Genomic DNA, 14,565 nt, shown 5'->3' on the forward strand with positions numbered 1-14,565 from the left:
TCAATCGCCAAAAAAATCAACCATACCCATATATTATTCTAAAAACATCGTTATATTGACAATAAAAAGCCTATGAATATTATCAAAGGTAATCAGCTGTTATCCAGATAACAATCACTGACGCGCCTGATAGCGATTTATCATTTATTACGTCAAAAATTTAATGAGGAAAAATAATGGATATCAAAAAGCCCTATTTGCTTTTTCTTGGTGATGCGCACGATCAGTTAGCCGCCAAGGTCGCTATCGACATCAAGCAATGGCATCCCGAATATTGTGTGGGCCAATACTGTATGGCGGACTGTCACGCGGATTGCGGCCTGCCGGATCTGGATATCGCAGCAGCACACGCCGCCATAGCACAAACCCTAGTGATTGGCGTAGCCAACCGGGGGTGGCATTATCTCTCAGCAATGGATCGCCATTTTGCGTGAAGCGTTAGAAAGCGGCATGGATCTCGCCGCCGGACTGCACAACAAACTCGCTGACGTACAAGAATTGCGCGAACTGGCGGCAAAACTGGGACGTTCCTTGTTTGACGTGCGCCATCCAACGGAAACCTACCCGGTGGCAAACGGCCGCAAGCGCAGCGGCAAACGCCTGTTGCCCGTCGGTACCGATTGCTCCTGTGGCAAAATGTACACGGCGCTGGCCATCGAAAAAGAGATTCTGGCAAGCGGCGGCAAAGCGACGTTCCGCGCCACCGGCCAGACCGGTATTCTGATCAGCGGTGCTGGTGTCAGTATTGATGCAGTGGTTTCTGACTTCATCGCCGGTGCCGTTGAAGTGTTGGCGCCCACCAATGATACAGATCATTGGGATGTGATTGAAGGCCAGGGTTCACTGTTCCACCCTTCCTTCGCAGGTGTAACCACTGGGATTATTCACGGTGCGCAACCGGATGCGCTGGTACTGTGTCATGAACCGACACGCAAAACCATGAGTGGTGTTGACTACCCGATCCCCTATCTGGCGGCCTGCATGGCACTCAACCTGTCAATGGCGCGGCTGACCAATCCTAACGCCCGATTTGTTGGTATCTCGGTGAATACCTCGGTACTGGATGAAGACGCCGCCCTCTCTCTGCTGGCAACCATTGAAGCTGAATTCAACCTGCCGGCGGTTGATCCGGTGCGTCACGGTGTGGGCCGTATCGTTGAAGCATTGGCCAGCCTATGACCGAACTTACCTTATCTCGTGAAAGCTGGCCGCTGCGTGAAGTGTTTACCATTTCACGCGGCAGCAAAAGGCAGGCCGATGTGGTGGTTGCCGCCCTTCGGGCCGGTGATATTACCGGCTACGGTGAATGTCTGCCTTACGCGCGCTACGGCGAGTCGGTCGACAATGTCGCAGAGCAAATTGCTTCGCTTGAGAGCGACTTGCGCAACGGTCTGGACAGACTCACGCTGCAATCCCGTTTGCCTGCGGGAGCGGCGCGCAACGCGCTCGACTGCGCCTTATGGGATTTGGAGTGCAAGCTCTATCGTCAGCGCATCTGGCAGCGGCTCACTCTGCCGGTACCGCACACGCAGGAAACCGCCTATACCCTGTCGCTGGACACACCAGAGCACATGCGCCAGGCGGCATAGAAGCAGGTACACCGCCCTTTGCTAAAGCTGAAGCTGACCGATCAACACGATCTGGAACGGGTCGCCGCCATGCGCGCGGGGGCCCCTTCAGCCCGCCTGATCGTGGATGCCAACGAAGGGTGGAATGAAGCGCTTTATACCCGCCTGGTGCCAGAACTGGTCAAACTGGGTGTTACCATGATTGAGCAGCCAATGCCCACAGGGAAAGACGAGGTGCTGGCATCCTTGCCACGTCCTATCCCGATTTGTGCCGATGAATCCTGTCATGACAGCCATTCATTGGCCGGACTAGTGGGTCGTTACGACATGATTAACATCAAACTGGATAAAACCAGCGGTTTAACCGAAGCGCTGCGTCTGCGCGATGAAGCAGTCAAGCATGGGCTAAAAATTATGGTAGTCTGCATGGTCAGTACATCGTTGGCGATGGCACCTGCGTTTATCGTAGCACAGGGGGCTGATGTGGTGGATTTGGATGGCCCGCTGTTGCTGCAACGCGATCGCGATAACGGGCTGGACTACCAAGACAGCATCATCAACCCGCCTTCAGCCGCGCTGTGGGGCTAGTGCTGATTCGCGTGTGGTCTGGCAAGCATTTTTAGTGCCAGGCCATTTACCTTCTTTAGGAGTGTTGTAATGCAACGTATTATGTATGTTGACGGTCAGTATGTAGAAGAGCAGGACGCCAAGGTTTCCGTTTTTGACCGCGGTTTTTTGTTCGCCGACGCCGTCTACAAAGTGACAGCGGTCATCAATGGGAAGCTGGCTGAATATGACGGCCACATCACGCGCTTGCAGCGTTCCTGCCGTGAACTCGCACTGCAACTGCCAGTCTCTATTGATGAACTGAAAAAGATCCATTTGGCGCTGATCGACAAAAACCAACTGCACGAAGGGGCGATCTATTTACAGCTCAGCCGTGGCAACGCGGGCGATCGCGATTTTCATTTTCCCGGTGCGGAAGTGAAATCCACGCTGGTGCTGTTTACTCAGGCACGCTCGGTTATCAATAACCCGAAAGCGGAAACCGGCCTGCACGTAGTGACCTGCCCGGATATTCGCTGGCACCGCCGTGATATCAAGACCGTCAGCCTGCTGGCTGCCTGTCTGGCAAAAGAAGTGGCCCACAGCAAAGGCGCGAATGACGCGTTTCTGGTGGAAAACGGGTTTATCACCGAAGGCAGTTCCTGCAACTGCTATATCGTGCTGGCCGATAACACCGTGGTAACGCGCCAACTGAGCAATGACATTTTGCACGGCATCACCCGTCAGTCACTACTTGAACTCGCCACCAAGGACAATATCGCACTGGAAGAGCGTCCGTTCACACCGGAAGAGGCCTACCACGCCAGCGAGATTTTCCTCAGTTCAGCCACCACATTTGTACTGCCGGTGGTTTCACTGGATGGTAAAACCATAGGCACCGGTAAGCCTGGCCCGATCGCCAAACGACTGCGTGAAATCTATATCGCGCGAGTGAAAGCACAGGTCGAATAGCAGCGTTATTCAGACTAATGACAAAGTCACTTGCCCCCTCGTCATTCCCGCGAAGGCGGGAATCTCTGTGAGAAGAAACGCGTTTCACCTCTACGAGATTCCCGCCTTCGCGGGAATGACGATGGGCGTTTTTGTTATTCTGGCAGCAAGGTCGTGTCCGAGGCGTTTTCCAGCACCATCTTCTGCGGGGATGCCAGCCGAATGCTGGCAATGCGCAGCCGCTTGATAATCTCAAACAACAGGTCGCTTTTTGCTCCTGAAACCATGCGGGGTCTGGGGACATAACCGGTCACACTCAGTACCATCCCCGTCGACGTAAGCTGGCTAAAGGTTACCGAAGGCGCGGGGGTTTCCAAAATGGATTCATGATCGCCATAAGCGCTGAGCAGGATCTCCCGAATGGTTTCAGGATCGGCATCCAAAGGGAAGGTTAACGCCAACGTTGCCACCCCCATCGCATTCCCCATGGTGATATTGCGCACGTTTTGCGAGATGAACTGCGAATTCGGCACGATGACCGTGGAGCGATCGCCGAGTTGAATTTCCGTCGCGCGCACGTTGATGCGCCGAATATCCCCTTCTACACCGCTGATATTAACCAAATCCCCTACTTTGACCGGACGTTCGGTGAGCAAAATCAGCCCGAAGATAAAGTTTTTAACGATCTCTTGCAGACCAAAACCGATCCCAACCGACAGGGCGCTGACAATCCACGCCAGCTTGTTCCACTGGATCCCTAACGCAGCCAGCGTCAACAGAATAAGCAGGATATAACCAATATTGGTAAACAGGGTGACCAGCGAAGCGCGAATCCCCTTTTCCAGCGTGGTCTTCGGCAGAAAATCATCTTCTAACCAACGCCGGGATGAGCGCAAAACATAGATACCAATCACCAGACATGCAGCGGCATTAACCAGATTAGCCGGAACGATGCTTAGCGATTCCAGCCCTTTACCGCCCCAGATTTCCACCGATTTTTGCAACAACTCGATCGGTGTCGTGGTGCCAAAGGTGCCGTTTAATAATGCCACGGCGCCCATCAGAATCAGAAAGACTTTCCCACACACCGACACCAAGGAAGCCGCCTGCGCCAGATGACGATCGTCCAGATTCAGAGAGCTTTTAATACGGCGCCCGCTGGCGGTATTTGGCGAAAAAATGCTTTCGCTGAGATCGGTCACCAGGGTTATCAACAGATACAGGCAGGAAAGCACCATCCCCACCCATATCAGCTCATAAATCAAGAAACTCGCCAGTGAGATATAGCCAATTGCCAATGAAATCAGCACAGCAATCGCCGTCAGCAAGGTAGCTAAATGCACCAACCCTGACAGTGTAGAGCGCGCTTCCGGCTGTTCACCCGCTTCTACCATCTGCCGTCGCACCTGATTGCTACGCAGCGCAATCGCCCCCACCGTTAACGCCAATGCAGACAGCCCGTTCCCGACGATAGTGACAGCAACGGAGGTGCCCACTGTGGTGTTAAGCTGTTCAAGCATGCCAAACACAAACATCAGACTGGCGGCAATAATCGGGAACGGGTCCATCGCTTTGGCTACCGGGTTAGCCATGGCAGGTAAGCGCCAGGATGGACGATGGTTGGAAAGAAACGCCCGCCCCAACCCAGTAATCATGGCGCTAAATACGGCAAGCCGCACCAGGTTATCGAGAAAACTCCCGATAGCAGCCGGTACATCGCCGGGGCGCACCAATGTATAGTCAAGCAGATTCGTGGCAAGCCCGATGGTCGTGACGGAAGAGAGCACGGTAGCAGAAGCGAGGAAACTGCGGCGCAGCCGCCCTTCCGGCAGCCAACGTATCCCGGCACGTGCCAGATATTTTTCCAGTAGTCGCTGACCCACCGTGGCTAACGCCAGCGCCAACAGCAGATAAAACAGCGTTCCATACCGCCAGTCCGGCTCCCAGGTCGCACTCAGCGTATCGCTGAGTTGCGCCTGAAACTGCTTCATCTTCAGCCTGAGATGCCAATAGCGGGGACCAGAAACTCGCACCCAGAATGCTGCCCGAGTTAAGCGCCAGTTGCGTTTTTAGCGCATTGCGACGTAGCGTAATAATCTGCGCCGAGAGATTGAGGGCACCCGTTCTGATGGCCTGAATTTGCTCCAGTTGCGCGTCCAGTTTGGTTTTTCGCACACTCAAACTGGCACGTTTACGCGTAACTTCACTGGTTTCCGTTATCGTTGCACCCTGCTCTGGCGCAGGCCCCAGCACATCGACTTGCGCCTGAAGCTGTGCCTGAAGCGGTGCCAACGCGGTTGCGAGATCGGTGGTGTTGCCGATCAACTGCTGCACGGCGTCATTCAATTCGCCGTATTTGCTGTCGCTGGCGGCGTTGGAGATCTGCTGCTTGATGCCATCCAACTGCTTTTGCAATTTGGCGACTTCACTGTTTACATTGATTTTTGCAGCAGCAGCAACATCCGCAGACGTGGTGTTATCAGCGGCTGTAGCCGGTGGCGAGGCGCACAACAGCGCAAACAGTACGGCAAAATGACGGGAAGCCATACCTGCACAGCGCGTTGAGGCACTCGCATCAAAAGGTTTCGTTGCATCAATAGGGCTCTTCTCTTGGCAATTGTCAGACCTGCATGTGCTTAATACACAATAGATTGCTGTTATACGCAAGGGGGATGTGTCAGTATTGTAACGCCATATACGCTGTTAGATAAAATGGCGGCAGTCTAAATCAAGGACTTTAGGTTGATTCTTAGAAAAGAACCTAAAAGAAGGAAATGACACATCAGCTTTAGTTAATTCCGCGACATCAAATGACACCTATAAACACATATCAAATTTAAGAAATTGATTACAATGAAAATATATAACACTGAATCATAATAAAAAGAAACCTTTAGCTTGCACCTGCATCAACACAGCTGGCTAGCACTGGCATTATTGCTATTAAAAAACTTAACCCATTGAATTCATATAACAGAAAAAAATTCACTCACACATTAAACGCTCGCAAGAAAAACATATATTACAAGTCATATATACAGAGGCCAGTAATGAAAAAAATACGGCTCATCTCACATTGAAAGTTATATCAACAAGGCAAGATCATTCTAACTCCTTTAATAAAGAAACACTGAAAAAAAAGTATGCCTTCTATTGGCTGGAATTCTTTATATCATAATACCGCCCGTATTCGCTGATGGAAATGGGGGAAACAGTGGCTACAATTCGAATGACCAATTTGGCATAAACGGTGGTGGTGGCGGCGGAGGAAGCGGTGGACTCGGCTCTCCTAATGTCTCTTCTGCAAATGATGGTAGCAATATTCGAGGAGGAAATGACAGCAATGGTAACTCGGTGTCAGGGGGTACAGCGGGTAATGGAGGTATAGGAGAAAATTCAGGAACAGCATCTTCTCCAATAGGTGCTTCGGGTTCAAATGGGGGTGATGCGGTATGTAACGGTTGCACACAAGGAAATGGTGGAGGTGGCGGCTGAATTGGTTTTCAGGGAAATTTATCTTCTGTTTCATCTGCAATTATCGGTGGCAATGGTGGTAACAGTGGTAATGTTACTTCAGCGGGTGCTGACGGCGGCGGTGGCACGGGAGCAGTGCTCTCTGGTGGAATAATGAGCACCGTGGCTAATATTACGGGTGGGTCAGGCGGAAATGGGGGGTCAGCAGAAGGAATTGGTGGTGCAGCCTATGGCGGTGAAGGGGGATCTGCTATTCGCGCACAAAACGTTACCCTTAACATAGGAAATCACCTTATTACTGGAGGCAACGGTGGCAGAGGGGGCAGTAGTGGCGATTCAACACTTATCCGTGGAAGGTACGGAGCGAATGGCGGAGTAGGAATTTACGGTGATAATAGCACCATAACGAATAGTGGAACAATTTCTGGTGGTAATGCTGGGGCAGCAGGTAATTATGCGACAGGAACACTTCCTGTCGGTGGATTCGGCATTACCGGAAAGAATATCAATACTATTAATAATAACACCATCCAGGGTGGTTTTAATGCAAATGGTTCAATTCGGGCAAATTCAATTTATTTCACCGAGGGTATCAATAGCTTGGAATTGCAATATAATTGGCTTTTTAATGGGAATATCTCTGCAAATTCAGGCTCCACTAACAAATTCATATTAGGGGGCACGGCCAGCAACCTGACGAGCGACACCACAGGGACTCAACGGTCGACCATCTTTGATGTCTCGCAATTCGGCAACAAATTCCAAAATTTCTCCAGTTTTTATAAAGCTGACTCGAGTACCTGGAGAATGATTAACACCACAACAGCTAACACCCCCTGGACGCTGGCGGCAGGTATCTTGCAAATTTCCGCAGACGGCGCGCTGGGTAGTACAGCAGGCTCCTTGACACTTGATGGCGGTACATTGCAATTCATCAGTAACGCCATCTTGTCGGCGACAAGAGCAGTGAACATCACTGACGCAGACAGTATTTTTGATACCCAGAATAACGCTGTTACCATCAACAGTACCATCACGGGAAATTCCCTAACCAAAAATGGCTGCGGAGTACTGACACTTACTGGCGCCAATACCTACAATGGTACCGTCATCAATCAAGGTACCCTTGAGGTAAGCGGCAATGCAGGGTCAATCAGCGGGAATACGTCTGTCGCCAATAATGCATTACTCTCTTTCAACCATTCTGGCACACTGACCTACAGTAGTTTGATTTCTGGTGATGGCGCTCTTCTCAACACGGGCTCAGGTACCGTCATACTGACGGGAAATAGCACGTATACGGGCGGTACAACGCTATCAAGCGGTACGTTGCAATTAGGTAACGGCACAACATCAGGTTCCATCACCGGCAATATCATCAATAACGCAACGCTGGCTTTTAACCGCAGCAATGCGATTAACTACAGCGGTACTATTTCCGGAAACGGTGCGGTCATCCAAAACGGTAGCGGAGCGACAACGCTGAGTGCCAACAATAGCTACAGCGGCACCACGTCAGTGAATAATGGCAGGCTGTACATCAACGGTAATCAGACCAGTGCCACCGGAACAACCACTGTCAGTAACGGCGCAATGCTGGGTGGCAATGGCACTATCGGTGGTGCTGTCACCGTGGCGAATGGAGGCATCTTATCGCCCGGCGCGGCCTCTGGAAGTGTTGGAACCCTGACAATTAACGGGAACCTTAGTCTTAACAACACCTCAGTACTTAACTACACCTTGGGTAAAGCAGGTGTCATCAACAGCAGTAACAACGATTTGACCGTGGTCAACGGCAATCTCACGCTGGACGGCATACTTAACGTCACCGAAACCGCCCCCGGTGCGTTTACTCCTGGTCTCTATCGCCTTATCGATTACAGCGGGACATTAACCAATAACCAATTGAATCTCGGAAGCCTCCCTGAAACGAGTGGCATGTTTATTCAGACATCCGTTGCCAATCAGGTTAATTTGATCAATAGTGCAGGACTCACACTAAATTTTTGGGACCGTGGAGCACTGACCAATAAAAACGACGGTATTGTTAATGGCGGAAACAGCATCTGGCAAGCTTCTACCCCTGGCAGTAACGATAACTGGACCCTCGACCCTGGCACTATTAACCACCCTGGAGCAATGCTGAGTTTGCCATCTTCACTGCTGACCCCGGTACAGTCACCATTGATAACAGTGAAGGACAGGTTATCGCAGCAGGAATGCAGTTTGCCTCAGACGGTTATACCCTCAATGGCGCAGCGCTAACGTTAGTTGAAAGCGAAGCCGGTTCAGGAGAAACCATTGTTGAAGTCGGCGACCATACCTCCGACGGTGCCGGTTATGTTGCCACCATTGACGCTCTGTTACAGGGAGCAACCACTCTGGTGAAGAGCGATCTGGGCACATTGATATTAAACGGGCTCAATACCTATTCCGGCGGTACGGCGATCGAAGGCGGCACTCTGCAAGTCAGCTCAGACAGTAATCTCGGTGCCTTTGCAAGCAGCCTTAGCATGAACACCGGAACCCTCGCCACAACGGGCAGCTTCTCCTTAACTCGTACAGTCACTCTGGGCATTGGTGGCGGCACATTTGCTGTAGCCCCCACGACGACACTGATAATGAATGGCGCTATCGGCGGTTCAGGCTCACTCACCAAAGCGGGAAGCGGCACGTTGACACTTACAGGAACAAGTAACTATACAGGCCAAACCGATATTTTGAACGGTACGCTACAGCTAGGTAACGGTCTTGACACTGGCTCCATTAGCAGTAATATTGATGTAAGCACCAATGGCGTGCTGGCATTCAATCGTAAAAACAGCTTCTCTTATGGCGGAGTCATTTCAGGTAGTGGTCAGGTCAATCAACGTGGCAGTGGTGTTACCCTTCTGACCAGGAGAGAATAGTTACACGGGCATCACCACTGTCGCTGCCGGAACGCTGCAACTCGGTGATAACGGAAACACGGGCTCAATAGCAAGCGATGTCAATGTGGAGAGTGGTGGCACACTGGCGTTCCAACGCAGTAATTTACTCACCTATGGTGGCAACATTTCAGGTAATGGCGCTGTATATCAAACCGGTTCAGGAAACACGGTATTAACGGGCAGCAACGCCTATGTGGGTGCCACCAGCGTTACTGCTGGTGGACTGTATATCAATGGCAATCAAAACGCAGCCACAGGCATGACCACGGTAAACAGCGGAGCCACATTCGGCGGCACCGGTATTATCGGCGGTGATGTAACCATTGCCGACGGAGCTACCCTATCCCCCGGCGCGGTGGGAGGGATCATTGATAAACTGACCATCAATGGCAATCTTACGTTAAACAGTGGCTCAATTCTCGATTACCACTTCGGATTACCTTATGAAGTGGGGGGCCCCTTAACGATCTGGTGAAGGTCAACGGAGATTTGGTTCTGGATGGGACAATCAACGTTACGGCCACAACAGAAGGCTCATTTGGTCCCGGTATCTATCGCGTCATTGACTACACAGGAACCCTGACCAATAACGGTTTGGAACTCGGTGATATTCCGCCGGGCAGGGTTGAATATGTACAAACATCGGTTGCAAATCAGGTAAACCTGGTGGATACCACAGGTTTGACGCTGAATATGTGGGACGGCGGCGCGGTGGGTAATAAAAATAACGGTGTAGTCAATGGTGGTAGCTGTGTCTGGCAAACCGCTATTGTGGGTAACGACAACTGGACGGTTTCCGATGGCATATTAAACGCCCCTTGGCAGGATGGTGCTTTTGCCATTTTTCAGGCGGAAGCAGGTAACGTCACGGTTGATAATAGCCTGGGTCAAGTTACCTCATCGGGAATGCAGTTCGCCTCTGATGGATACGTTTTGAATGGCGCGGAACTGTCACTGGTAGAAACTGAAACCGGCTCAGGGCAAACCACGGTGCGAGTTGGCAATGGTAGCCTGCCAGGAGCAGCCTACACAGCGACCATCGATGCCATCTTACAAGGCGATGGGCAGTTGGTGAAAACCGATATCGGTACACTGGTGCTTAACGGAGCCAACACTTATACCGGGGGCACTGCAATTAACGGCGGTACGCTGCGCATCACTAGCGACAGCAATCTTGGTCAGTCCGATGGGGGGCTATCTTTTAATGGAGGTACGCTTGCCACTGACGCAATCATGTCCACGTCACGCGCGACCCTATTGGACGCCCTCAGCGGTACAATTGATATCGCCCTCGCCTCCCCGTTAACCTCAAGCGGTATTTTTTCAGGCGCAGGAACCTTGACCAAAATCGGTACCGGTTTGCTCGCACTGACTGGGGAGAACACGTACACCGGAGATACGGTACTCACCCAAGGGACATTACAAATTGGCGACGGCAGCAGCACCGGTTCAATCGTCAGTAATGTGATCAACAATGCTACGCTGGCGTTTAATCGTAATAATACGTTTGTCTATGATGGTGTTATTTCCGGCACAGGTGTGGTCAACCAGATAGGCACGGGCTCAACGGTGTTGACAGCAAACAATACCTACACGGGGCTCACCACGATATCCGCAGGAACTCTGCAATTGGGTAATGGCGGAAACACGGGTTCACTCATCAGCAACGTTAACAACAATTGAACACTGGCTTTTAATCGTGGTGACACATTGATTTTCAACAGTACCATTTCCGGTAATGGTCTAGTTGATCAACGAGGTAGTGGCACCACAGTATTAACGACGGCCAATAACTATCTCGGCGGCACTCTGATTTCCGCAGGCACATTGCAACTGGGCAACGGCAGCAATACCGGCTCAATCCTCGGTGATGTAAATAATGCAGGGACACTTGCCTTTAACCGCAGTGATGATTATTTCTTTGACGGACTTATCTCTGGCACCGGTGGGCTACGGCTATTCGGCACTGGTATCGCCACGCTGACAGCAAACAACACTTACTCAGGTTCAACCTCTGTAGAAGCAGGCACACTGCAAGCAGGCGATCTCAATGTATTCAGCCCAGATTCCGTCATTACTGTTGAGCAATCAGCCACGCTAGCACTCGATGGGCTAAGTCAGATCATCGCCGGGCTCAATAATGCGGGGACGGTAAATATGACCGACGGCAGCGGCCCCAGCGCAGCGCTGACAGTGAAAGGCGATTATGTTGGGAATGGCGGGATCATTGTGGTCAATACCTTGCTCAGCGGGGATGCATCCCCCAACGATCGCCTGATCATTGATGGCGGCAACGCCTCAGGCCATACTTCACTTCTGGTGAAAACCGATAATAGCTTGGGAGGGCTCACCAACAAAGGCGTTGCCTTGGTACAAACTGAAAATGGCGGTACGACCAGTGCTGACGCTTTTCAACTTGACCCCAACTCCGACGGGTACAACAGTACAGGGATATTGAACGTTGGTGCATATAATTACAGTTTAAAACGCGGTGGCGACAGTGGCGAGGCGCAAGATTGGTATTTGGTTTCGCTACTTTCACCTGTGGTTGGCTCATACCTGCAAGAACGCCAATCGGCAATGGTGATGCATAAACATACTCTGCACGACAGACAGTGGCAGGTGCCGGGGCAAGAAGATTCGTATACCTGGCTACGCATGGAAGGCTCAATGGTTCAACAGGATGGTGTTGATAACCAGGAAACAGAAGACAGGCGCTGGGTGCTACACGGAGGGAGTGACATCGCACGTTTCAGTGACGGGCACGGTGGCAGCATTCGGGTTGGGCTAATGGCTCAATACGGCACCAGTTCCGGTAACATTGAGGATGAAGTCTCGCGTTCATCCCACAGCGTTAAAGTCTACAGCGCAGGGATCTATAGCACCTGGTTTGGCCACAACGATCCGCAAACCGGCCCCTATATTGATACCTGGTTGATGCATGGGCGATTTGACAACGACGTGACAAGGCCAGGGGCAACGTACCGAGAGTTATCGCTCGCACAACACGACGATGTCCATTGAGAGCGGATATAAACTCAAGATGACTGAATCACCCACGGCACGGTATTACCTGGAACCACAAGCTCAGATCATTTACTCCCTGTATCGTGCAAAAGATCACACAACGGCCAGCGGCTCCGTAGCATCTGATATGTCCGATAACAGCGCCACCACACGGTTAGGGGTTCGGCTTTATGAAGACAGGCTGGACCAAAATGGCCAAACGTTGATGCAGGGGTTCATTGAAGCCAACTGGTGGCATGGGCCATCATCACAAACAATGCGCATGGATGACACGGCTGTACGGAAACCGATGCCTGCCGATCGGGCTGAATTCAAATTTGGCGTGAAAGGCAATGTGATGCCGAACCTGAGTGTAACGGGCGCAGTCGGCGTAGATACCAATATGTCGTCTTATAAGGCTGGACGGGTTTCACTCGGCGTGAATTATTCTTGGTAACCGCTCGCCGTTATCATTATCGGTAATGATAATGGCTTTAACACATAGCATACTGAATGGTGGGCTCGGCAATAGAACTGTACAGTGATTTACCGTACGGCAGAAAATCGGGCCCAATTCGTTGACTCACTGAGGCGTGTGGGTATAATCCAGCTCACTATGGTTATCCACCATAGTGACACTGCACTATATGCGCCCTTAGCTCAGTTGGATAGAGCAACGGCCTTCTAAGCCGTAGGTCACAGGTTCGAGCCCTGTAGGGCGTACCATTTCGACGTCTTTTTTTATTCCTAAAATTCAGTGAATTAGCTATAAATTCGCTGTTTTTAGTCAACCAGACTCTACCGACATCTACGTTCATCAAGTAGGATTTGTGAGTATAAGTTATGGTACAAGCGCGTTCAACGAATTTTTATACCAACAGCCAACGTATGCCACTTACCGACGTAAAAGTCAGAAGAACCAAATCACAAGACAAGGCTTATAAGCTTACCGATGGTGAAGTGTCAGTCTCCTGATAAAACGAGCGTTTCACGTTTAGCGCGCTTCTGACATACGCATTTCTTGTATATTGGAAAAAATCCTCATCTGGACATTACAATTCCGCATTCCATTTCCCGAAATAACGCTTTAATCTCTCTACCGTGTGTCGCCATTTCGGCGTGGTAGGTTTGCACACCGTATTTTGGTTGCCGAAGAACCCAACTTCGTTGATCGCTTCTTGTTCACTTCGGGTTTCCAGCCACTTAACGGGGACAAAATACTCGGACTTATCGGGGTCATCCGCATTCCGATGATAGAGCTCGCTATATTTCAGCACATCCATCGCCCGCTTTTCACCGTCTGCGGTGTTAATGGTGAAGCTACTGGCAGTCTCAACGGCGCTCTGCACAATACCAACGCCAACAAAACCCGTTTTCGGGATGTTCACCCAGACTCGATTACCGGGCTGAAGCTGTTTTAAGGTTTGGCTATACCAACTGCCACCACCAGCACTGATAAACCCGTGGCGACGAGCCTCTTCCCAGTTGCGGCTATGCGGGTCGCCAAACGAGACGTAAAACTCACCGTTCCACAGTTCCTTCGCGTTGGCGCTTTCCCCTGCGGTGGCAGGTCTGCGTTTCGCTCGGGTCGATAAGCAAGGCGCGGCTCAGGAACTGCTCATCACCGTGCTGGAACACCTTGAAGAACAGGACATTAATCGAGATGTCGTTTTTGCTCAGATAGTCCACGATGCGTTCGGTGGACGGGTCCAGTTCTGCCGCCACAATGATGATTTGGTGCGACTGATTGAGTGACTCCTCTTCCAGTTCCGTATTAAAGCGCTGCTTAAACGCTTCGCCCAGATTGCCGCCAGCGGAGAATTTTTCGTAAATCTGCGACAGACGATCGGCAGTCAAGTCATCCACCCAAGAGGCTTAATCCAGCGCCTGCACTACCACCTCACGCGGCGTGCGGTCGCGCTTGAGTTCAATCAGAATCAGCGAAGCATCCGGCGCGATTGCCAACAGGTCGATACGCCCTTTATCAAGCGTCGGCTCCTGATGGCCGATGATCATCCACTGGTCGTGTAAGTATCCCGGTAAACCGAACCATTCACTTTTAGAGATCTTCTGACATACTGATTATGTCC

Annotated in this window: 6 protein-coding genes, 1 tRNA gene and 5 pseudogenes; 10 read left to right on the forward strand and 2 right to left on the reverse strand. The window is 51.2% G+C overall.

The window, feature by feature from the left end; all coding sequences use genetic code 11:
- Positions 1-176 precede the first annotated feature (176 nt).
- The 3 genes and pseudogenes from dgcN to CS369_RS01275 all read left to right on the forward strand — a co-directional run bounded on the left by dgcN (position 177) and on the right by CS369_RS01275 (position 3,086).
- A pseudogene (dgcN, locus tag CS369_RS01265) lies at positions 177-1,179 on the forward strand (N-acetyltransferase DgcN).
- A pseudogene (dgcA, locus tag CS369_RS01270) lies at positions 1,176-2,156 on the forward strand (N-acetyl-D-Glu racemase DgcA). The pseudogenes dgcN and dgcA overlap by 4 nt, the downstream one beginning before the upstream one ends.
- A gap of 69 nt (positions 2,157-2,225) precedes the next feature.
- Positions 2,226-3,086: a D-amino-acid transaminase gene (locus CS369_RS01275; RefSeq protein WP_196905695.1), complete on the forward strand. Its 861-nt coding sequence runs from the start codon at positions 2,226-2,228 to the stop codon at positions 3,084-3,086.
- Between the two features lie 134 nt (positions 3,087-3,220).
- On the opposite strand, the pseudogene CS369_RS01280 reads toward CS369_RS01275, so the two are convergent.
- Positions 3,221-5,612: pseudogene (locus tag CS369_RS01280) on the reverse strand (DUF3772 domain-containing protein).
- A gap of 928 nt (positions 5,613-6,540) precedes the next feature.
- Between CS369_RS01280 and CS369_RS01285 the strand changes: the two are divergent.
- The 7 genes and pseudogenes from CS369_RS01285 (at position 6,541) to CS369_RS01325 (ending at position 13,201) form a co-directional block, all read left to right on the forward strand.
- A complete protein-coding gene (locus CS369_RS01285; protein WP_210769471.1) occupies positions 6,541-6,693 on the forward strand; it encodes a hypothetical protein in 153 nt (50 codons plus the stop codon).
- The gene (locus tag CS369_RS01290; RefSeq protein ID WP_196905697.1) at positions 6,693-8,804 is read left to right on the forward strand and encodes an autotransporter-associated beta strand repeat-containing protein; all 2,112 of its coding nucleotides are present in this window, start codon (positions 6,693-6,695) and stop codon (positions 8,802-8,804) included. Before CS369_RS01285 ends, CS369_RS01290 begins: the two co-directional genes overlap by 1 nt.
- Entirely contained in the window at positions 8,759-9,448 is a 690-nt protein-coding gene (locus CS369_RS01295) for an autotransporter-associated beta strand repeat-containing protein (protein ID WP_196905698.1), read from the forward strand. The genes CS369_RS01290 and CS369_RS01295 overlap by 46 nt, the downstream gene beginning before the upstream one ends.
- An 85-nt stretch (positions 9,449-9,533) precedes the next feature.
- Positions 9,534-9,944, forward strand: coding sequence for a hypothetical protein (locus CS369_RS01305; RefSeq protein WP_196905699.1), 411 nt, complete (start codon positions 9,534-9,536; stop codon positions 9,942-9,944).
- The gene (locus CS369_RS01310; RefSeq protein WP_196905700.1) at positions 9,941-11,152 is read left to right on the forward strand and encodes an autotransporter-associated beta strand repeat-containing protein; all 1,212 of its coding nucleotides are present in this window, start codon (positions 9,941-9,943) and stop codon (positions 11,150-11,152) included. Before CS369_RS01305 ends, CS369_RS01310 begins: the two co-directional genes overlap by 4 nt.
- Before the next feature lie 27 nt (positions 11,153-11,179).
- Positions 11,180-12,932 (forward strand): annotated as a pseudogene (locus CS369_RS01315) (autotransporter outer membrane beta-barrel domain-containing protein).
- A 192-nt stretch (positions 12,933-13,124) separates the two neighbouring features.
- Positions 13,125-13,201: transfer RNA gene (locus CS369_RS01325), tRNA-Arg, on the forward strand.
- A gap of 326 nt (positions 13,202-13,527) precedes the next feature.
- Here CS369_RS01325 and CS369_RS01330 read toward each other — a convergent pair.
- Positions 13,528-14,491: pseudogene (locus CS369_RS01330) on the reverse strand (nuclease).
- Positions 14,492-14,565: the final 74 nt, after the last annotated feature.

It is taken from the genome of Candidatus Symbiopectobacterium sp. 'North America' (assembly GCF_015762685.1).
GTDB lineage: Bacteria > Pseudomonadota > Gammaproteobacteria > Enterobacterales > Enterobacteriaceae > Symbiopectobacterium.

Coding starts and splice junctions, on each gene's coding strand:
- CS369_RS01275 (WP_196905695.1), top strand. CDS start 2,226: ATGCAACGTATTATGTATGTTGACGGTCAGTATGTAGAAGAGCAGGAC.
- CS369_RS01285 (WP_210769471.1), top strand. CDS start 6,541: ATGGTGGAGGTGGCGGCTGAATTGGTTTTCAGGGAAATTTATCTTCTG.
- CS369_RS01290 (WP_196905697.1), top strand. CDS start 6,693: ATGAGCACCGTGGCTAATATTACGGGTGGGTCAGGCGGAAATGGGGGG.
- CS369_RS01295 (WP_196905698.1), top strand. CDS start 8,759: ATGCAGTTTGCCTCAGACGGTTATACCCTCAATGGCGCAGCGCTAACG.